Here is a 21,221-nt window from a genome sequence, read left to right as displayed (position 1 = left end):
TAGTTACAAATTTACTCTTTTTGTTTCATCTATTTCTTTTTTTCTTCTGCTTTCTTTTGTATCGCTGCCTTTTTGAAAACGCCAAGAGAAAGCAATACCCAGCACACGTTTGTTGTGCCGTTCGTCAACAAACGCCTGCACACCGGGAGACCGAATATCTACTTTTTGATAATTGGTGTTGAATACATCCTTGGCAAACAAGGTAACGGTGCATCTGTTACGGAACATCTTCTTTTGGATACCGATGTTCACCTCCAGCACCGGATGTACAGTGGCTTGTCCGTAGGCCATTCGCCCATTATAATTTGCCGAAAGTTCGGCCGACCATACTGAAGCGAAAGCAAACTGGTTCATGCAGCCGAGTATCGGGGTAAACATACGGTTTTTCATTTTCTGCCCTTGTTCCGTCCAACCATAATTATTATAAATACCGATAGCGGTCAGATTCACTTTCCAAAAAGAAGCAGGTGAGAGGTTGGCAGCATGTACACGCACACCCGTCTGTACATAGGAAGACAGATTCTGAGGCATTACATAGATACGCCGTTCCTCTTGTTCGCGATAGCTCTTCATGATAGCATCATCTGTATACGAGAAAAAGAGAACCGTCTGAAACCAGTCACGATACACATACCCCAACTCTATATTATCAGAAAAGGAAGGATGCAGTTTTGTATTTCCTCCTTCATGGGTATAGTCATCGAATATGTAGGTAAAAGGATTCAAATCACCATAATTGGGGCGGGTAATACGCCTGCCATACGAAAACTGAAACAAATGTTCCGAAGTCAAACCGTATTGCAAAGCAATGGTAGGAAACAAATGGAAGTAATTCGTTGTAAACGAAGAGTCTTTCTGTTGTGTATTTCCTCCAAAGTCCCCGTGTACATGGGTATGTTCCAACCTTAGACCCGCTGAGATTTTCAAGCGGTCTTTCTCATAGCCGGCTTGCAGATAGGAGGCATTGATATTTTCATCATATACAAATCGGGAACCAAGCGCCCCGTCCGGCAGCCAGCCGGAAGCCGACGGACGCATATAACCTGCCGTATTGTCTATCGTAACAAATGAGGTTTTGACTCCGGCCTGCAACTTCCAAACCTCACTTAATGGATAAACCGCATCTATCTGTCCGACATATAAGTCTGTATTTCCCTTCATGTCCCCTTTCAATGTATCGGGCTTAAAACTATCCATCAACTGGTTTCCAACACGGTAATAATGGAAATAATCAAAAGAAGCGCTGAGTTCTCCCCCTTCTCTTTTAAGCTTATGCACCATACTGGTCCCGGCAGAAAGATTGTTCCGGTTTTGCTCCGCATAGCTATAAGTATTTCCCGCAACTCCGATTTCTTGGATTTCCGTAAACATGCCTGCATTTTCCTTTTGCCGGGAAAAGTTTCCACCCAACGAGACTCCCCAAACTGTCCGTTCATTGAGATAATAATCACATCCGGTACGAAAATAGTGCGAATAATTCCTACGCTTTCGGTAAGAGTCCTGCATCATTCTTCCTCCATCCCGTTCGAACGCACGGTCGATAAACAAGTCTATGACATCCTTTCCCTGATAATACGAATAATTCAAATAAAGATTGAACTTATTCTCCCTGACATTCATGGAAACGCCGCCATAACCGCCACCCGTCCGTCCAAGACTGCCATTGCCGTTCAAGGCCAGATTCACACCGCGCAGCCTTATTTTTCTTGTACGTATATCAATCAACCCGGAGCTTCCCGCCGCATCGTGGCGTGCGGAAGGCTGGGTTATCAAATCTATCTTATCAGCATTAGTTGCAGGAGTAGATTTCAACAGACTCATCAATTCATCTCCCGAAAGATAAGTAGGCTTGCCATCCATCAGAATCGTTGCACCGCTTTGTCCGTTCAACAAAATATTGCCATTGGAATCTATCACGACTCCCGGCAGGGAAGCAAGAACATCATAAAGACTGCCCGTACTTTGAGTGACAGATGCATCCATCCGATAACTTGTTTTACCGGCAGATATTTCTACCAACGGGAGTTTAGCAGTTACCATAATCTCTTCCAAACGCTGGTCGGCAATCGTATCCTGCTGCGACCAAACCACCAAAGGCATACTCAATAAAATTGCCCCTAAAAAAACATTTCGATACATACTCTTCCTCATTTTTTATTTCAAAAGTAGGCAGGCTGTAGAAAGTGAACAAATTATAGTGACAAAGGGATGTTATCCAGTGACAACATGCAGTTTTACCCTATTCTTCTTTTGATATTACCAAATAACCCCTATCTTTGCAAAATCTATCAATCTGACAGTAATTGCGTAATTACACCAACAAAATTATTAGATAATGAATAAAATCATTAGCAAAGAACACTTTTCTGAAAAGGTCTTTAAGTTAGTCATTGAAGCACCATTGATTGCCAAATCACGTAAGGCAGGGCACTTTGTCATTGTACGTGTGGGCGAAAAAGGCGAACGTATGCCGCTTACCATTGCGGAAGCCGACCCGGTAAAGGGAACCATCACACTGGTGGTTCAGGAAGTCGGGCTCTCCTCTACCCGTCTTTGCGAACTGAACGAAGGCGATTACATTACGGATGTTGTCGGCCCGTTGGGACAAGCTACGCACATTGACAACTTCGGTACTGTGGTCTGTGCCGGAGGTGGTGTAGGCGTAGCTCCCATGCTCCCTATCGTGCAAGCGCTGAAAGCTGCCGGCAACCGCGTCATCACCGTACTGGCAGGACGTACCAAAGAACTGATCATCCTTGAAAAGGAGATGCGCGAAAGCTCCGACGAAGTCATTATCATGACCGACGACGGTTCCTACGGACGAAAAGGTCTGGTGACGGAAGGCGTAGAAGAAGTCATCAAGCGCGAGAAGGTGAACAAGTGTTTCGCCATCGGCCCCGCCATCATGATGAAATTTGTTTGTTTGCTGACAAAGAAATACGAAATCCCCACGGATGTATCCCTGAATACGATTATGGTTGACGGTACCGGCATGTGTGGCGCCTGCCGAATCACCATCGGAGGAAAGACCAAATTTGTATGTGTGGACGGCCCTGAGTTCGACGGACATCAAGTGGACTTCGATGAGATGCTGAAGCGTATGGGCGCTTTTAAAAGCATCGAACGCGAGGAGATGCACAAGCTGGAAGAACCTCAGACCTGCCAAGCTACCGGTGAAAACATGGAAGATGAGAAAAGCCGTAATGCTGCATGGCGTCAGGAGTTACGCAAATCCATGAAAGCCAAAGAACGGACTGCCATTCCACGCGTGGAGATGAACGAGCTCGATGCAGAATACCGCTCGCACAGCCGCAAGGAGGAAGTCAACCAAGGGTTAACGAAAGAACAAGCGCTGACAGAGGCCAAACGTTGCTTGGACTGCGCCAACCCCGGATGTACGGAAGGTTGTCCGGTAGGTATCGACATCCCCCGCTTCATCAAGAACATTGAGCGCGGTGAATTCCTCGAAGCGGCCAAGACACTGAAAGAAACCAGTGCGCTGCCTGCCGTCTGCGGTCGCGTCTGTCCGCAAGAGAAACAGTGCGAATCCAAATGTATCCATCTGAAGATGAACGAAAAGCCGGTAGCCATCGGCTATCTGGAACGTTTTGCCGCTGACTACGAACGAGAGAGCGGACAAATCTCCATACCTGAAATCAAGGAAAAGAACAGTATCAAAGTAGCTGTCATCGGTTCAGGTCCCGCCGGTCTGTCATTTGCCGGAGATATGGCGAAGTATGGCTATGACGTGACTGTTTTCGAAGCACTGCACGAGATTGGTGGTGTATTGAAATACGGCATTCCTGAGTTCCGCCTGCCCAACAAAGTGGTGGATGTGGAAATTGACAACCTTGCCAAAATGGGAGTAGAATTCGTCAAGGACTGTATCATCGGCAAGACGCTCAGCGTGGAACAACTGGAAGAGGAAGGCTTCAAAGGCATATTCGTAGCTTCCGGTGCAGGACTGCCCAACTTTATGAACATCCCCGGCGAGAACTCCATCAATATCCTCTCGTCCAATGAATACCTGACCCGTGTCAACCTGATGGATGCGGCAAGTGAAGATTCCGATACACCGGTTCCCTTCGGCAAATGTGTAGCCGTGATAGGCGGCGGTAATACTGCCATGGACTCCGTGCGTACTGCACGCCGCCTCGGTGCAGCGCGCGCCCTAATTATCTACCGTCGTTCGGAAGAAGAAATGCCGGCACGTATCGAGGAGGTGAAACATGCCAAGGAAGAAGGTGTAGAATTCCTGACCCTCCACAACCCAATCGAATACATTGCCGACGAACAAGGAAAAGTGAAACAAGTGGTGCTTCAGAAAATGGAACTGGGTGAACCGGATGCCAGCGGACGCCGCAGTCCCGTACCCATCCCCGGAGCCACGGAAACCATCGACATTGACCTTGCCATCGTCAGCGTAGGTGTATCTCCCAACCCGATTGTCCCAAGCTCCATCAAGGGACTGGAATTGGGCCGGAAAGGAACGATTGCCGTCAACGATAACATGCAGTCGTCCATCCCGACCATCTTTGCCGGAGGAGACATTGTCCGCGGAGGTGCTACCGTAATCCTTGCCATGGGAGACGGACGAAAGGCAGCAGCAGCGATGAACGAACAGCTAAAAAAATAAGAATCTGTCATGAAAGGTGGAGACATACGAACTCCACCTTTTTTATTCTACTACAACCTCTCCTTCTACTTTCCCCTTCTAACATACAACTTAATATTTCAAGAATATGAAACATATTCATCTATCCTTCCTTCTCTGTCTGGCTTCCCTATTGGCAAGCGCCCAAGAGCCCCTAAACGGGGATTCCCTTGCTTCAGACTTTCGGTATCTGGTAAAAGAACTGACAGCAACCCATCCTGACCCTTACAGCGGCTTCGGAGGAAAAGTATTCTTCTACGAACAAGCTTTCCATCTGGAGAACGAGTTACGCCGGACTCCCAGTACGAAACAGACCTTTTTTGACAAGGTAAGCATTTTCCTATCCAATCTGCAAGACGGACACACCTACCTTTTACCTCCCACAGCCAATCAACAAGCAAAGCAGCGTTACCTGGCACTGGAAGTACGCACCATCCCCGACGGCATTATACTTCAAGGAATCCCTGAAACGTACAAAGACTTGTTAGGTAGCCGTATCACAACCATCAACGGAGATTCTTTAGAAGAGGTACTGGCCCGCACTGCCGCTATCCAAGCCAGTGAAAACCTATATGACCGTTATGCCAATCTATGCAAGTCCATGCCTACGGAACATTTCTTGAGACAGCTTTTCCCTGAAATGAAAGACAACCTTCACCTCTCACTTCTTACTCCCGACGGCAAATCAAGAGGATTAACCCTTCCCTTATTGTCAAGGCAGGAAGTGCAAAACACACCCATGCAACACAATAACAGTTGGAAAGCTTATACAGACAAACAACTGACCTATCAGTTCGTAGACAACGACAAGCAAATAATGCTCATCAATATCAACAGTATCATGGCACGGGATAATTTTGAGTATATGCAAAAACAAGGGCTGAAAGATTTATACCGGCAAATAGGATTCTATTATCGGGATATCTTGAAACAAGATATGCCCGCCGATACCCTGCAAGCCATTCGGCAACTCCCGTCCCTTTCCGAAGTTTTCGCCCATATGTTGAAAGAGATGAAGAAGGAAGCCTCCTCCACTCTCATCATAGATTTGCGCAACAATAGCGGCGGCTGGACTCCGATTGTCCTACCCACACTTTACCAACTGTTCGGTGACCACTTCCTGCAAACGGATATGGATATAAAATTCTATCGTATCATCTCTCCCCTCTACATGCAAAAACTACAGACAAACTTGCAGGATTTCAACCAAACATACGGAACAGACTATACCTACGGTGACTACACTTTTAGTACGGACGAAGCAGATACCACAAACATAGAACAGCGACGGGCCGACTTCATCGAGAACTGTATGTCCAGTGCACCGGAAGAACTGAGAAAGCAACAAGGAAAGGCGCTCTATACTCCGGAACACATTTACGTCATTACCAACGAACGTACCTTCAGTGCAGCTTTCCACTACACTTTCTATCTGTGGAAAATGGGTGCTACCCTTGTAGGAATACCCAGTGGACAAGCCCCCAATACCTATATGGAACAAACCTTATTCCGGTTACCTTATACCGGCATGCAAGGCTCTATCTCCAACTCCATACAAATATGCTTTCCGGGCAAAGACCGGTGTGCCCACACACTTTATCCGGACTTGATGCCCACCTATCAGGACTACCAAAGATATAATTTCGATGTCCAAACTGAGATTCTGTATTTACTCGATAAGATTAAATCGGCTCCTCATTCTCATACGAACCCTGCGGGGAAGAATCAGAAGTAAAAACAAAGCCCCGTTTACAGAAAAATTGCAAACGGGGCTTTATTTCCATATTTCAATAAAGAGACTACTTCACCACCTTGTTCGTTGCCGGGTCGGGGAAAATCACCGTCGGCTTGAATGACTTGGCTTCTTCAAAGTCCATCAGCGCGTAGGACATGATAATAACGATGTCATCAGGTTGCACCTTGCGGGCTGCCGCACCGTTCAAGCAAATTTTTCCAGAGCCGCGCTCGCCCTTAATAATGTAGGTTTCAAAACGTTCACCGTTATTATTGTCGGCTATATACACCTTCTCGCCGGCAATCATGTTGGCAGCATCCATCAAATCCTCATCAATCGTAATGCTTCCCATATAGTTCAGGTTTGCTTCCGTGACGCGGGCACAATGGATTTTCGACTTCAACACTTCAATCATCATATCTTTATAAATTACGAATTACTAATTATAAATTACAAGGCAGCAGGCTCTTTGTACTTGATATTGTCAATCAGACGGACTTCCCCGCAGAACACCGTGATACAACCCACAGCATAAGAGGTTTCCTCCCAATCGGCAATCTTCTGTAAGGTACTGCCATCCACCAGCTCAAAGTATTCCAAACGCAATCCGGGGGTGGCTGCGATGGTGTCTTCCACAAACTTCTGTGTCTCAGTTACCGTATGCGAGGTTGCAAAGGTACGACTTTCAAATAAAGTCTGCGAAATTCTCAGTGCATTTTTGCGTTCTTCGGCAGATAAACGGGCATTGCGGCTGCTCAGAGCCAACCCGTCTTCCTCACGAACAATGGGACAGCCTACAATTTCCAAAGGATACTTCAGCTGGCGGACCATCTCGCGAATAATTGCCAGCTGCTGGAAATCTTTCTCGCCGAAGTAGGCACGATCCGGCTGCACAGCATCAAACAGTTTGCTCACAATCTGGCAAACACCATTAAAATGTCCCGGACGGAATGCCCCTTCCATCACTGTGTCCAGCGGTGCATAGCTGAAACGGCGGGTATCCGGTTCCGGATACATCTCCTCCACCGAAGGAGCAAAGACAAATGCCGCTCCACACTCCTCCAGCAAACGGCAATCAGCCTCCGGCGTACGGGGATATTTCACTAAATCATTCTTGTCATTAAACTGGGTCGGATTTACAAAAACGCTTACTACGGCAGCGTCATTTTCTGCCACACAACGTTTCACCAATGAGGCATGACCGGCATGCAAGGCACCCATCGTAGGTACCAGACCTATCTTCTTTCCCTGGGCTCTCAAAGCCGAAAGTCCGGCCTGCAAGTCCTTGATAGTATGTACTATTTCCATTTTAATTGGTTATATAATAACTTGGTTGTTCTCAAAAGCGGTGCAAAATAAACCATTATTTAGCATATAAAGAAGAAATATCACAAATTAATGCAAAACTCAGTACACTTTCCGACAATTCCAAAAGAAGATTTCTCACTGAACAACAATCAGTTAACAATTCATAAGGAATTATAGACGGGCTCTGTTTGCTTTATTGCCCGATTTTTTTTATATCTTTGCAGAATAATTGAGAACATTGTTATTATGACAAAGGCGAACAAGGTTTTATTTATAACCCAAGAAATTACCCCTTACGTTTCAGAATCCGAAATGTCCCTCGTAGGCAGAAACCTACCTCAGGCTATTCAAGAAAAAGGCAGAGAAATCAGAACGTTTATGCCAAAATGGGGAAATATCAACGAACGCAGAAACCAGCTGCATGAGGTGATACGACTCTCCGGCATGAACCTCATCATTGACGATACCGATCACCCGCTCATCATCAAGGTTGCCTCTATCCAGTCTGCACGTATGCAAGTATACTTCATCGACAACGATGACTACTTCCAGAACCGCTTGCAGGTAACAGACGAAAATGGTGAAGAGTATGAAGACAATGATGCCCGTGCCATCTTCTATGCCCGCGGCGTACTGGAAACGGTGAAGAAACTGCGTTGGTGTCCCGACATCATCCACTGCCACGGCTGGATGACCGCTTTAGCGCCTCTGTACATCAAGAAAGCCTATAAAGACGAACCTTCTTTCAGAGATGCCAAAGTCATATTTTCCCTTTATGAAGATGACTTCAAACAAGCTTTCCACACAGACTTTTCTAACAAGCTATTGTTGAAAGGCATTGCCAAAAAAGATATTGCAGGATTGAAGGAACCCATTGACTACACAGCACTTTGCAAACTGGCTGCTGACTTCTCCGACGGCATTATACAGCAAAGCGAACACGTCAATGAGGAAGTACTGAACTATGCCCGCGAATCCGGAAAGCCCGTATTGGAATATCAATCTCCCGAAAACTTTGCTGAAGCCTGCAACGACTTCTACGACAAGGTATGGAAAACAGAACAAAAATAAAATCGATTTAGACAGTTAAAACTATGAAAGTAAGATATCTGGGAACATTACTTTTGGCAGTCCTGACTTTCTTTGGATGCGATGACAACACCGGCACATTAGGCCTGGGTATGTTGCCCGATTCTGACGGCATGTCAGCGCATACTGCTACTTTTAATGTAACAACATGTTCATTTCCCGTTGATTCCGTATTTGCCAAAACGAGTACCGGCTATATAGGCAAGTTTTCCGACCCGGAATTCGGTTATTACGAAACAAGTTTCCTTACGGAGCTGAACTGTACGGAGAACTTCTCACTTCCGGAAGTGTATAAAGTGACCGAATGGGACAGTGAAGGAAATCCAATCAAGGCAACAGGTACAATGACTGCCGACTCGGTAGTTTCAGTACAACTAGCAGTCTATTATTCCAGTTGGTTCGGCGATTCCCTGAATGCATGCCGAATGAGTGTCTATGAACTGGACAAGAAGCTGGACAAAAATCGCTATACCAACATCAATCCAGAGGAGTACTACAATAAGTATGACCCCAAGTCCCTGCTCGGACGTAAGGCCTATTCAGCTTTCGACACGTCTGTTCCAGACTCTGTGAGATTTGAAAAGGACAATAACGGTTATTATACTTTCTATCCCAATGTAACGTTCCCATTGGACAAGAAAACCTTCGGCGAAGACAGAATATTGAAGGTTTATCGCGAGCATCCCGAATACTTTAAAGACGCCGCAACTTTCATAGACAAGATTTTCAAAGGAGTATACGTGAAGAGCGATTATGGAGATGGAACCATCCTCTATGTGGATTATGTGGCTCTGCAAATGCAATTCCGTTTCCACCACGTAAATGATACTACCGGTGTAGCACTGAAGAAAAAAGATGGTACAGACTCTTTGTTCTATAGCATGCAAACTGTATTCGCCTCTACCAAAGAGGTTATCCAGGCAAACCAGTTTCTGAATTCTGATTTGATAAAAGCAAAGGCTGCCGAAACTCAACATACCTATATCAAATCTCCTGCCGGTATCTTCACTCAAGCTACCATGCCATACGATTCAATATACAATAAACTGACCAATGACACCTTGAATGCCGTGAAGTTAACTTTCACGAATTATAATATAAACAGTGACTATGAATATAGCATGAGTGCTCCCAATGACGTGCTGTTGATACGTAAACAAGACTTGAAAAGCTTCTTTGAAGAGAACAAAGTCATGGATAATATTACCTCATTTACAACCACCCACAATGCATTTGCCACTAATCAATATGTATTCAGCAACATCGCCCGGTTGGTTACCACTTGCATCAACGAAAAACAAGCTGCCAAGAAAGCCGCCAAAGAAAAGGCCGGCAGTTCTTGGAATGAGACAGAGTGGGAAAAAACTTGGAACAAAGAAAATGAAGACTGGGATAAGGTATTGCTGATTCCGGTTTCCATTACCTATGACAACAGTACAAGCAGTAGCGGCAACAAAACCATAACCGGTATCCAAAACGACCTCAAGCCGGGATATGCCAAACTGAAAGGCGGTCCGAAAGAGAATGCAAAAGGCGAAGTGGAATCGCCTCTGAAGATAGAAGTTACATACACCAGTTTCAACAAGTAACTGACAGATATTCCATAAAAAAGCCTTCCGCTCTACGATGAGCGGAAGGCTTTTTTATGATTGATGGGAAAGCTGCCGATATTATTCAGCAGCCTTTTTAGTTGTTTTCTTTGCAGCAGGCTTTTTGGCAGAAGCCTTGGCCTTTGCCGTTTTTTCTGCGGCAGATTTAGCTGTAGCCTTGCCCTCTTTCTTTTCCGCAGCCTTTATCTTCTCCAGTTTGGTCTGCGCTTTCGCCAATTCCTTATGAAGTTCCTCTATCTCGGTACCTTGGTTTTGGATAGTGGTCAGCAATGCATTCAGTTCTTCATTATCTATATCTACCGGATAAAGAGAATCGACACGTTTGATAAAGTCACCAAGAATATTCATATAATTGGTGAAAGCATCAAAAGGAGATTCATAAATGCCACGGTTCAAACCGACACCGCTTTGCTTGGTAGTCATGAAACGGAAGTTGTTACTTGCCTGCAGATAATCCCAGTCTTGCTTGATACGACGGTCATCACAGAGATGGACACGTTCGGCAACACTATACAACTTGTTGAATGCTTCACGCTGCATCACGTTACCCAGCCAGCAGCTGGTATCTCTTTCTTCGTCCACCCAAGACATCGGATATGGAACGTCCAACTGGGAAACAGATTTCAGTTTAGTAACGATTTCCGTCGGTGTGGAGAAAGTAATCCCCTTTTCTTTGGCACAGTATGGAAGTGCCTTCAGGAATTCCAGAATATTGGAAGACAACGGCTGTGCCATGCCCAGAGCAGAGAGTTCCATAAAGATGTTGATGACCTGCTCTTCCTGCGGTAAAGCATCAATCCAGTTGATGTACTTGTCGGCAAACAAAGGATACTCGTTCCACTCGGAGTTGGAGAAGCGTAGGCTGATGTCGTCAGACAGCTTAAAGTCACGCAACAGCAACTTCAAGTTAGGATTCATGGAGCAATGGTATACATAGTGCGGACTCTTCCAACCCAAAACATGCTTGGCTCCTTCCGTCAGCATGCCCTTGAATCCCAAAGCTGCCACCATCGCACCAATCTCGTCATTATAAATCAGGCTGGAATTACGAAACACCTTCGGCGCCTTACCGAACATTTGCTTCATCTTAGCGCTCTGACGCATCACCTCTTCCTTGAAGCAATCCTCGTTGACCAGAGAAGAAAGGCCATGAGAATAAGGCTCGGCAAGGAACTCACAGCAACCAGTATCATTCAGCTGGTGCAACAAGTCGATGACAGCCGGTGCATATATTTCCAACTGCTCCAGCGCAACCCCTGAAATGGAGAAAGCCACTTTAAACGCACCTCCGGAATTCTTCACCATTTCAATCAGAGTGTTCAATGCCGGGATATAAGAGCGTTCGGCTACATCATTGATACTGGTTTCATTGGCATAATCATCGTAGTAATAATGATCGATACCTATATCAAAGAAACGGTAACGTTTCAGATGAATGATTTGATGTATTTCAAAATAAAGACAGATAGTTCTCATTTCTATTATTGTTTTTGTTATTTACCATAGTTTCTTAACACATCCTCATAGAGGGCGCGGATTCTCAAGCCTACTTTTTCCCACGTGATTCCATCCACTTCCTTCTTGCCTTCCTCCTGCAGATATTGGAAGAGAGCGGGATTAGTGCAGAGAGAGTAAATGGCATCGGCCATTGCATGAATGTCCCAATAATCGGTCTTGATGACCTTATCAAGAATTTCACCGCATCCCGACTGCTTTGAAATGATGGAAGGAGTTCCACACTGCATGGCTTCCAGCGGAGCAATACCGAAAGGTTCGGAAACGGAAGGCATAACGAATACATCACTGTTCTTATAAACCTCATATACCTGCTTTCCCTTCATGAAGCCCGGGAAATGGAACCGGTCGGCGATGCCCCGCTCGGCTGCCAGATTAATCATGGCATCCATCATATCTCCCGAACCGGCCATAACAAAGCGGATGTTACGGGCACGCTGCAATACCAGTGAAGCAGCTTCCACAAAGTATTCCGGTCCCTTTTGCATGGTGATGCGGCCAAGGAATGTCACAATCTTCTCTTTGGAATGGTCGGGACGTGGAATGTCCTGGTATTCCTGCGAGAGAGGATAGACGGCATTGTGCATGGCAAACACCTTCTTGGGATTCTGATGGTACTGCTCAATAACCGTGCGACGGGTCAGTTCGGACACGCACATGATGCAGTCGGCATAATCCATACCGTTCTTCTCCATAGAATAGACGGTAGGATTGACTTTTCCACGTGAACGGTCAAAGTCCGTAGCATGCACATGGATGCAGAGCGGCTTTCCGCTCACCATCTTGGCATGCACTCCGGCAGGATACGTCAGCCAGTCGTGGGCATGAATAATATCAAATTCCTGCTGGCGAGCCACTACTCCGGCAATCACCGAGAAGTTGTTTATCTCTTCGTGCAGGTTGCCGGGATAACCGCCGGCAAAGTCCATGCAGCCTATGTCATTGACGTGCATATAAGAGAAATCCGAATAGATATGGTCGCGGAAAGAATAATAATCTTCCGGCGTCATGTTGCGCGTCAGCCTCGACTTCAAATAATTGTAATCGACATCACGCCACACGATAGGCACCTGGTTCATGCCTACTATCTTCAAGAAGTCCTCTTCTTCACCCGTCGGCTTGGGCATGCAGAAAGTAGTTTCCACATCGCCCTGCAAACTTAATCCTTTAGTTATTCCATAAGAAGCAACCGCAAGACCACCATATATTTTGGGAGGAAATTCCCATCCAAACATTAAAACTTTCATCTTCGTTCCTCCTTTTATAAATTATACTTAGACAATAACTTCAAGATACGCAGGATTTCTGCCGTATTCATGGCAAATGACACCGCCCCTCTTCCTACAAACGGAGGATTACCATCGAAGAGTTCGGGCAATGCGCCAATACAATGGGAAGTCATTTCATCTTCCATACCGATGAGGTATCTTTCTACAAACGACACGCCACTCACTTTATAGATACGCAGATATGCTTCCATGTAAAAACCCATCAGCCACGGCCATGCCGTACCCTGATGATAGGCATAATCTCTTTGAATCTGAGGACCTACATAATTCGGATTGTATCCGCCACTCTTGGGGCTCAGTGTACGCAAACCCTTCGGAGTCAACAGTTCTTTCGTCACAATATCGAGTACCTGCTTTTTCTGGGCCCTATCCAACGGAGAATAGTCAAAAGCAACAGTAAATATCATGTTGGGACGTACACTCCAATCCATCATATAACCATCCACATAGTCAAACAGATAGCCATACTCATTGCGGAATACGTCTACGAAAGACTTTCCGGTAACTTCTGCCTGAGCGTCCAGTGTATCAGCAAGAATTTCATTGCCTCCCTCCCGCACCATATCGGCTACAAAACGCAGGGCATTGTACCACAGTGCATTCACTTCCACAATATAGCCCGTACGCGGAATAACCGGACGGCCATTGGCGGTAGAGTTCATCCAGGTAACCGCTTTCTCGGTACCATTGGTATACAACAATCCATTTTCGTGCAGGAAGAGATTGCCATGCCTGCGTTCACGGATATAGTCAACAATCTCTTCAAGGAGATTACCGTACATCTGCCGGCAATTTTCACGCGAAGTCTCCTTAGCATACTGCTGTAAAGCCCAGACAGCCCACAGCAGCACATCCGGATGCTCCATCTCGTATATCTTATAGGAAGAAGGTTCTCCATTGATAAATTCACGGATAGCCTTTTCGGCTGTTTTCATCACGTCTTCAAATTCATCTTGTTCGCCTAAGGCCAAAGTAAGACCCGGCAGGGAGATGAACAAGTCACGGGCACGGCACTTGAACCAAGGATAACCTGCAAGCACATAATGCTCCTCTCCCTGCTTGTTGTGGAACTGGTGCGCCGAGTTTTTCAGACAGTGGTAAAAGCTGTCACGCGGAGTGCGGTCGGCCACCTCGGACTCAAAAGTCTGCTTCAGCTTGCGGGGGGAAATCTCGGAAATACCGGCGGAGAAGACAACGTTTTCCCCTTTCTTTATATCAACTTCAAAATATCCCGGCACATAAAGGTCTTCATTGAAGTCATATCCGCGTTCCTGTTCTTTAGGATACTCAATACCACGATACCAGTCAGGCTGGAAGTGGAACTCATTCTTTTTGTTGAGCTGCATGAACAACTCCGGATAACCAGGATACATGCAGGTTTTAATGCCATTCTCTACCAACTGATAGTCGCGGCTTGCCTGCGCATTTTCGTGCGTGTACTCGCGCACACTGCGGAATGCCAGGAAAGGGCGGAATCTGAGTGTAGTTGCCGAATGGGCATCGACCAAGGTATAACGAATCAGAATCCGATTTTCATGATGTACGAAAATCTTTTCTTTACGAAGGATGACACCTCCTACACGATAGGTAGTTGTGGGGATATTTTCACAGTCGAACTCTCGAATGTACTTGTGTCCGTTAGGACTGAAGTGGTTCCCTTGATACTTATGCAACCCCAGGTTGAACTCCGCACCGTGCTGAATTACAGTTTCATCCAAAGAAGACAGCAGCACATGGTTTTCATCATCAAGGTTGGGGACCGGTATCACCAACAGACCGTGATATTTGCGTGTGTTACAATCTACAATTGTTGTACAATGATAGGCTCCCGACCTATTCGTCCGCAATATCTCCCTTGGCAAAGATTCTTGCAGATTAATCATCAGGGTCTTGTCAAATCGTAAATAACTCATAGTTGTGCATTATTTAAAGGTTAATTATTTCGGTATATGCGCTACAAGCCATGTAGCGATGCCCAAAAATACGAATTAAAGCTTATAGGCAAAATAAAAAGTCAGTTTTTTTTCGGTTTTCGTCAAATATTCCGTAGTATTGTACAAAAATAGCAATCACTGTACGAAATATGAAGCATGATATACGCAGAATGGCATTGGCGGCGGTTATACCCCTATTCCTGCTATTCATTTTATACATTTTGAAGTTTTTGGAGATAGGCATGGACTGGAACTTCACACAACTGGGAGTATATCCGATGGAACAGCGGGGTATGTTCGGAATTTTCGCACATCCACTGGTGCACAGCAGCTTCAAGCATCTGCTCGCCAATACGATTCCACTCTTTTTCCTGATGTGGTGTCTGTTCTATTTCTACCGCCATATAGCCCCCTACATTTTCTTTGCCATTTGGATAGGATGCGGTACACTTACCTTTCTTATAGGGAAACCGGGATGGCATATCGGAGCCAGTGGCATTATATACGGACTGGCTTTCTTTCTGTTCTTCAGCGGCATACTGCGCAAACATGTACCGCTTATCGCCATTTCACTGTTGATAACGTTCCTATATGGCGGCCTGGTATGGAATATGTTCCCACAATTTGCAAAGGCCACCACTTCTTGGGAAGGACACCTTAGCGGAGCCATAGCAGGCACGCTATGCGCCATATGCTTTATGGGATACGGACCACAACGGCCTGATCCGTTTGCCGGAGAGGAGGAAGAGGAAGACACGGAAGAAGAGGATTCAGAAAAAGAGGATTCGGACCACAAGGCAGAAGAGGACAACAGCACGTTTAAGAAACAATAAAAAAAACAAAAAGAGGGGCAAAGAGTTTACAGTACACCTTGATAATGTCTACTTTTGTTTCAAAACAAGAAGAAAAAGCATCATGAATACAATGTTTGATACATTATTGCAACTGCCACTCTTTCAAGGACTCGCACAAGAAGACTTTACCAATATCCTAGGAAAAGTCAAGCTGAACTTTACAAAGCATAAAGCCGGCGAAGTTATCGTGAAAGCCGGTGACACATGCAGTCAACTGATATTCGTATTGAAAGGTGAAATCTCCTCATGTACTTCATCCGCTAATACCTCATACAGCTTCACGGAATATTTTCAAGCGCCTTATGTCATCGAGCCACAATCCCTATTCGGGATGAGCACCTCCTATGTCTCGACCTATACCGCCCAAACTGAGACCCACACTGTTAGCATAAGCAAGGCTTTCGTCATGAGCGAATTGTTTAAATATGATATATTCCGCCTGAATTACATGAATATCATCAGCAACCGCGCGCAAAGTCTGAGCAACCGCCTTTGGGCAGAAAACACCGACAACCTTGAAAGACGTATCGGCAACTTTATCCTAACACACATCGAACGTCCGGCAGGCAGGAAAACGCTGAAAATAAAAATGGAAGAACTGGCCCAGGTGGTCAATGATACCCGCGTGGGAGTATCGAGAGCGCTGAACAGCATGCAGGAGAAAGGTCTGCTCGAACTGCACAGAGGCGAGATGATGATTCCCAACGCAGAAAAACTCTTATAACCACCTGAACCGAGATTTCCTACAACACCTTGTCTATCACTTTCTTTATCAAGGATTCCATCACTTTATACCCTTCCAGAGTGGGGTGTACCCCGTCCTTAGTATACAAGGGGTTCAAGGCGTTATTGCCGTCTTCCGCCTCTACCATCTCACTGTAATAGTCGACATAAGGAATCTTGTTCTCCTTAGCATATGCCCGTATTCTGGCATTCAGCTGCATTATCTTTTGCGGAGCATCCTTCACCGAAGAATTCCAGCCAAAAGCAGCGGCAGGCAACACAGATGTCAAAATCACCTTTATCTTATTAGCCCGTGCCAACTCAACCATAGACACTATATTTCCAAAAGTGTATTCTTCATTATAAGCGCCTGCATTTTCCGCTACGTCATTGGTACCTGCATTTATCACGACCAGCGCCGGAGCAAGCTTGATGACATCCTCACGAAAACGGAGCAGGAAATGGGAAGAAGTCTGCCCACTTATACCACGGCCCACATAGCCATTTTTTTCAAAGAAAGCGGCATCATTTGCCACCCATCCTTCTGTGATTGAGTTGCCCATAAAAACCACCCGGTCCTTTTGCTTTCCCTTCCGTACCAGTTCCTTATTTGCCTCTGCATAACGTTTCAAATTTCCCCAATCCTGCTTCTGCGCGTCAGAGGCTACCCAAGGTATGCACAAAAAGACAGCAATCATACATAAAAGTTTCATTGTTCTATTCTTTGTTGTTTTTGTCATAAAAAAACAGCCCCACCATTTTTAAGGTGAGGCTATCATTATCATTGGCCAGTCTCACTCCCACTCGATTGTCGCATTGGGTTTCGGAGACATATCGTAGCAAACACGGTTGACGGTCTTCACTTCCTTGAGGATACGGTCTGTAATCTTCATCAGGATGGGCCAGTCTACCGGCTCGACGGTAGCGGTCATAGCATCCACCGTATTGACGGCACGGATAATGACGGGCCAGTCGAAAGAGCGCGCATTGTCGCGTACACCTACAGATTTGAAATCGGGCACCACAGTGAAATACTGCCATACCTTCTTATCCAGGCCTGCCAATTGGAATTCCTCACGCAGAATGGCATCCGACTCGCGTACAGCCTCCAAACGGTCGCGGGTAATGGCTCCCAGACAACGCACTCCCAATCCGGGACCGGGGAACGGTTGACGGTAAACCATCTCGTACGGCAATCCAAGCTCTACACCGCATGCACGTACTTCGTCCTTGAACAACTGGCGCAACGGCTCCACCAGTTCAAATTGCAAATCCTCGGGCAGACCGCCTACGTTGTGATGAGACTTCACCATCTTGGCTGTTTTTGTACCACTCTCTACAATGTCGGGATAGATGGTACCCTGTCCAAGGAAGTCGATGCCGTCCAGCTTACGGGCTTCTTCCTCAAAGACGCGGATAAACTCTCCGCCGATAATCTTGCGCTTCTGTTCGGGGTCGGCCACGTTTTCAAGCTTGGAGAGGAAACGGTCTGTGGCATCCACGTATATCAAGTTAGCCTTCAGCTCCTTGCCAAAGATTTCCACCACGGCTTCCGATTCGCCCTTACGCATCAACCCGTGGTTCACGTGTACGCAAACCAGCTTGTCGCCGATAGCTTTCAGCAGCAAAGCAGCCACCACGGAGCTATCCACACCACCGGACAGTGCCAGCAGCACCTTACGGTCGCCTACCTGACGGCGTATCAATTCTATCTGGTCGTTGACGAAATTCGTCATGTTCCAATTAGCCTCAGCCTTACAAGTATCGAATACGAAAGATTTCACAGCATCCTTGATGGCTTCCACATCATCCGTAAACTGCGGCAGCTTCACTTCACACAACGCCTTGTCGTGTCCGGCGGCCATCACGGGGAACCCTGCTTCGTAAATCTCGGGCAATACATCGATAGATACCCCATCAACCACATTATTGGGACCACCGTTGATGATGATACCTTTCACATTCGGCAAAGCCTTCAGTTCGGCAGCGGTAATATCGTGCGGGTATATTTCGCTATATACTCCCAACGCACGAATCGCTCTGGCAAGCACTGTGTTCTCATGGCTTCCCAAATCCAGAATCACAATCATATCCTGCTTCATTCTTCTATATTGTTTTTAAGTTAATAATTTCAGTCGGTCTTATTCCCATTCTATTGTGCTGGGCGGTTTTGAAGAGATGTCATAGGTTACGCGGTTCACACCTTTCACTTTATTAATAATGTCGTTGGACACCTTGCCCAGAAATTCGTAGGGCAGATGCGCCCAGTCGGCCGTCATGGCATCGGTGGAAGTAACAGCACGCAAGGCCACCGCACGTTCATAGGTACGTTCGTCACCCATCACGCCCACACTCTGTACGGGCAGAAGAATGACGCCCGCCTGCCAGACCTGATGGTAGAGCGATGTCTCGTTGCCGGCGGCATCCTTCACTTTCCAATCACGCAAGCCCTGGATGAAAATATCGTCGGCTTCCTGCAAGGTCTGTACTTTCTCTCGTGTTATATCCCCCAGAATGCGGACAGCCAGTCCCGGGCCAGGGAAAGGATGACGAGTAATCAGATGTTCGGGCATTCCCAATTCGCGTCCTACGCGGCGTACTTCGTCCTTGAACAGCCACTGCAACGGCTCGCACAGACGGAGGTTCATCTCCTCGGGCAGACCGCCCACGTTGTGATGGCTTTTGATGGTCTTGCCCGTAATGTTCAAGCTCTCGATGCGGTCGGGATAAATGGTGCCTTGTGCCAACCAACGGGCATCGGTAATTTTGTGCGCCTCGGCATCGAAGACTTCGATGAAATCGCGGCCGATGATTTTACGCTTCTGCTCAGGCTCGGTCACTCCCTTCAAATCCTTGAAGAACTTCTCACTGGCATCCACACCAATCACATTCAACCCCAGACACTCGTAGTCGTGCATCACATTCTTGAACTCATTCTTGCGAAGCAGTCCGTGGTCTACAAAGATGCAGGTCAGGTTCTTACCGATGGCACGATGCAGCAACACGGCGGCTACCGAAGAGTCTACACCGCCACTCAGTCCCAAGATAACGCGATCGTTGCCAAGCTGCTCCTTCAGTTCGGCCACAGTGGTATCTACAAACGATGCGGCGCTCCAGCTTTGACTGCAACCGCAGACGTCTACCACGAAGTTGCGTAGCATCTGCGTACCATCCTCGCTATGAAACACTTCCGGATGGAACTGCACTCCCCATATCTCCTCGCCGGACACCTGGTAAGCAGCAATCGCTACCTTGTCCGTAGAAGCTATAATCTTGAAATTGTCGGGAATGGCTGTAATCGTGTCTCCGTGGCTCATCCATACTTGGGTATTCTTCCTTACCCCTTTGAAAAGGACATTCTCCGAATCGAAAGAACCGAGATGGGCACGTCCGTACTCGCGGGTTCCTGCCGGCTCCACCCGTCCACCGTTGCTGTAGGAGATAAACTGTGCACCGTAGCAGATACCCAGAATGGGATATTTCCCACGAATCCCGCTCAAATCTACCTTGAATGCACTCTTATCATAAACAGAAAAGGGGCTACCCGAAAGGATAACTCCTTTTACACTCTCATCTCCGTATGGAAATTTGTTGTAAGGTACAATCTCGCAATAGACATTCAGTTCGCGCAACCGGCGGCCTATGAGCTGCGTGGTTTGCGAACCGAAATCAAGAATAATAATCTTCTCTTGCATATAAATCCGTATAGACTTTAATAAATGATTTGCAAAAGTAGAAAAAGTAAAGGAATTATTAGGGATAATGTGACAGAAAAACGCTTTTTTACTAAAAACAGCTTTAAATTCAGGCAAACACTATCCACAAATATACGAAAAGCTATTCTCACCACAGCCGTGTTGTTTTCTTACCACAGCTATGCAACTTGCTTACCACAGCAATGTTATTTTCTTACCACAGCTGTGGTAAGATTATTGCTTAGCACAAAAAGGAACAGTTTCCGGCAGTGTCGGGAAGAGTTAAAGGTACCAATGTAATTAATATGCCAACCGGCACATTAACCACATTATGAAGTTCTGCTTCGATATTACTTTTCTTTCAGCAAGTCACGGATTTCGGTCAGCAGCACCTCTTCCTTGCTCGGTACGGGGGGAGCCGGAGGAACGGCAGGCGCCTCTTCTTTCTTCTTTTCAGTCAGTTTGGTCAACAACTTTATAAACATGAAGATAGAGAATGCTATAATCAGAAAGTCGAAAGTGACCTGCAAGAAATTACCGTAATTCAAGGTCACGGCAGCAACCTCTTTCCCATCCACCATTTCGGCAGGTTTCAGCACCCACTTCAAGTCTGTAAAGTTGACACCGCCCACCAGTAACCCGATAGGAGGCATAATCACATCTGCCACGATGGAAGAGACGATTTTTCCAAATGCCCCACCGATAATCACACCGACGGCCATGTCTATCACATTGCCCTTCATGGCAAAAGCCTTAAATTCCTGTAAAAATGAACTTTTTCCCATCTTTTCAATTATTTAATTATGATTTTGGTT

General features: G+C 46.3%; 16 protein-coding genes. 6 read left to right on the top strand and 10 right to left on the bottom strand.

Annotated elements, in window-relative coordinates:
• Positions 1-3: 3 nt before the first annotated feature.
• Positions 4-2,139 carry an outer membrane beta-barrel family protein gene (locus tag ITJ87_RS07630; RefSeq protein ID WP_226791309.1) on the bottom strand — a complete coding sequence of 712 codons (2,136 nt, stop codon included), beginning with the start codon at positions 2,137-2,139 and terminating at the stop codon, positions 4-6.
• A 196-nt stretch (positions 2,140-2,335) separates the two neighbouring features.
• Between ITJ87_RS07630 and ITJ87_RS07625 the strand changes: the two genes are divergently transcribed.
• Positions 2,336-4,636 carry a bifunctional dihydroorotate dehydrogenase B NAD binding subunit/NADPH-dependent glutamate synthase gene (locus ITJ87_RS07625; RefSeq protein ID WP_117965916.1) on the top strand — a complete coding sequence of 767 codons (2,301 nt, stop codon included), beginning with the start codon at positions 2,336-2,338 and terminating at the stop codon, positions 4,634-4,636.
• A 106-nt stretch (positions 4,637-4,742) separates the two neighbouring features.
• Positions 4,743-6,389 carry a S41 family peptidase gene (locus ITJ87_RS07620; protein WP_117965914.1) on the top strand — a complete coding sequence of 549 codons (1,647 nt, stop codon included), beginning with the start codon at positions 4,743-4,745 and terminating at the stop codon, positions 6,387-6,389.
• Positions 6,390-6,453: 64 nt separating this feature from the next.
• On the opposite strand, the gene panD is transcribed toward ITJ87_RS07620, so the two are convergent.
• Entirely contained in the window at positions 6,454-6,807 is a 354-nt protein-coding gene (gene panD, locus ITJ87_RS07615; RefSeq protein ID WP_005823568.1) for an aspartate 1-decarboxylase, read from the bottom strand.
• A 32-nt stretch (positions 6,808-6,839) separates the two neighbouring features.
• Positions 6,840-7,697 (bottom strand): pantoate--beta-alanine ligase, encoded by an 858-nt coding sequence (panC, locus tag ITJ87_RS07610; RefSeq protein WP_117965911.1) that lies wholly within the window; start codon positions 7,695-7,697, stop codon positions 6,840-6,842.
• 246 nt (positions 7,698-7,943) lie between these two features.
• Between panC and ITJ87_RS07605 the strand changes: the two genes are divergently transcribed.
• Both ITJ87_RS07605 and ITJ87_RS07600 read left to right on the top strand, forming a co-directional pair.
• A complete protein-coding gene (locus ITJ87_RS07605) occupies positions 7,944-8,768 on the top strand; it encodes a glycogen/starch synthase (protein WP_117601131.1) in 825 nt (274 codons plus the stop codon).
• 23 nt (positions 8,769-8,791) lie between these two features.
• Positions 8,792-10,375, top strand: a complete 1,584-nt coding sequence (locus ITJ87_RS07600) for a DUF4270 domain-containing protein (protein ID WP_117601132.1) — start codon at positions 8,792-8,794, stop codon at positions 10,373-10,375.
• Between the two features lie 81 nt (positions 10,376-10,456).
• Here ITJ87_RS07600 and ITJ87_RS07595 read toward each other — a convergent pair whose 3' ends face one another.
• From ITJ87_RS07595 to ITJ87_RS07585, 3 genes are read right to left on the bottom strand one after another with little or no spacing between them, the layout of a single operon-like run.
• Positions 10,457-11,872 (bottom strand): glycoside hydrolase family 57 protein, encoded by a 1,416-nt coding sequence (locus ITJ87_RS07595; RefSeq protein WP_117965908.1) that lies wholly within the window; start codon positions 11,870-11,872, stop codon positions 10,457-10,459.
• A 17-nt stretch (positions 11,873-11,889) separates the two neighbouring features.
• Entirely contained in the window at positions 11,890-13,158 is a 1,269-nt protein-coding gene (locus tag ITJ87_RS07590) for a glycosyltransferase family 4 protein (protein ID WP_008666090.1), read from the bottom strand.
• Positions 13,159-13,172: 14 nt separating this feature from the next.
• Complete coding sequence (locus tag ITJ87_RS07585) at positions 13,173-15,113, bottom strand: glycogen debranching enzyme N-terminal domain-containing protein (RefSeq protein WP_117965905.1); 1,941 nt, start codon at positions 15,111-15,113, stop codon at positions 13,173-13,175.
• 170 nt (positions 15,114-15,283) lie between these two features.
• Between ITJ87_RS07585 and ITJ87_RS07580 the strand changes: the two genes are divergently transcribed.
• Both ITJ87_RS07580 and ITJ87_RS07575 read left to right on the top strand, forming a co-directional pair.
• Positions 15,284-15,967 (top strand): rhomboid family intramembrane serine protease, encoded by a 684-nt coding sequence (locus ITJ87_RS07580; RefSeq protein WP_117965902.1) that lies wholly within the window; start codon positions 15,284-15,286, stop codon positions 15,965-15,967.
• Positions 15,968-16,049: 82 nt separating this feature from the next.
• On the top strand, positions 16,050-16,712 hold the full coding sequence (locus ITJ87_RS07575) for a Crp/Fnr family transcriptional regulator (protein WP_117601136.1): 663 nt from the start codon (positions 16,050-16,052) through the stop codon (positions 16,710-16,712).
• Between the two features lie 19 nt (positions 16,713-16,731).
• Here ITJ87_RS07575 and ITJ87_RS07570 read toward each other — a convergent pair whose 3' ends face one another.
• The 4 genes from ITJ87_RS07570 to mscL form a co-directional block, all read right to left on the bottom strand.
• The gene (locus ITJ87_RS07570; protein WP_117965899.1) at positions 16,732-17,424 is read right to left on the bottom strand and encodes an SGNH/GDSL hydrolase family protein; all 693 of its coding nucleotides are present in this window, start codon (positions 17,422-17,424) and stop codon (positions 16,732-16,734) included.
• 81 nt (positions 17,425-17,505) lie between these two features.
• Positions 17,506-18,813, bottom strand: coding sequence for a glutamine-hydrolyzing GMP synthase (guaA, locus tag ITJ87_RS07565; protein ID WP_117601138.1), 1,308 nt, complete (start codon positions 18,811-18,813; stop codon positions 17,506-17,508).
• A gap of 39 nt (positions 18,814-18,852) precedes the next feature.
• Positions 18,853-20,406: a glutamine-hydrolyzing GMP synthase gene (gene guaA, locus ITJ87_RS07560; protein WP_117965893.1), complete on the bottom strand. Its 1,554-nt coding sequence runs from the start codon at positions 20,404-20,406 to the stop codon at positions 18,853-18,855.
• A 350-nt stretch (positions 20,407-20,756) separates the two neighbouring features.
• A complete protein-coding gene (gene mscL / locus ITJ87_RS07555; RefSeq protein WP_117601141.1) occupies positions 20,757-21,191 on the bottom strand; it encodes a large-conductance mechanosensitive channel protein MscL in 435 nt (144 codons plus the stop codon).
• Between the last annotated feature and the right edge of the window lie 30 nt (positions 21,192-21,221).

It is taken from the genome of Bacteroides sp. HF-162, assembly GCF_015679285.1.
In the GTDB taxonomy this organism is placed as follows: Bacteria; Bacteroidota; Bacteroidia; order Bacteroidales; family Bacteroidaceae; genus Bacteroides; species Bacteroides uniformis.
This window is presented reverse-complemented; position numbering and strand designations above follow the sequence as displayed.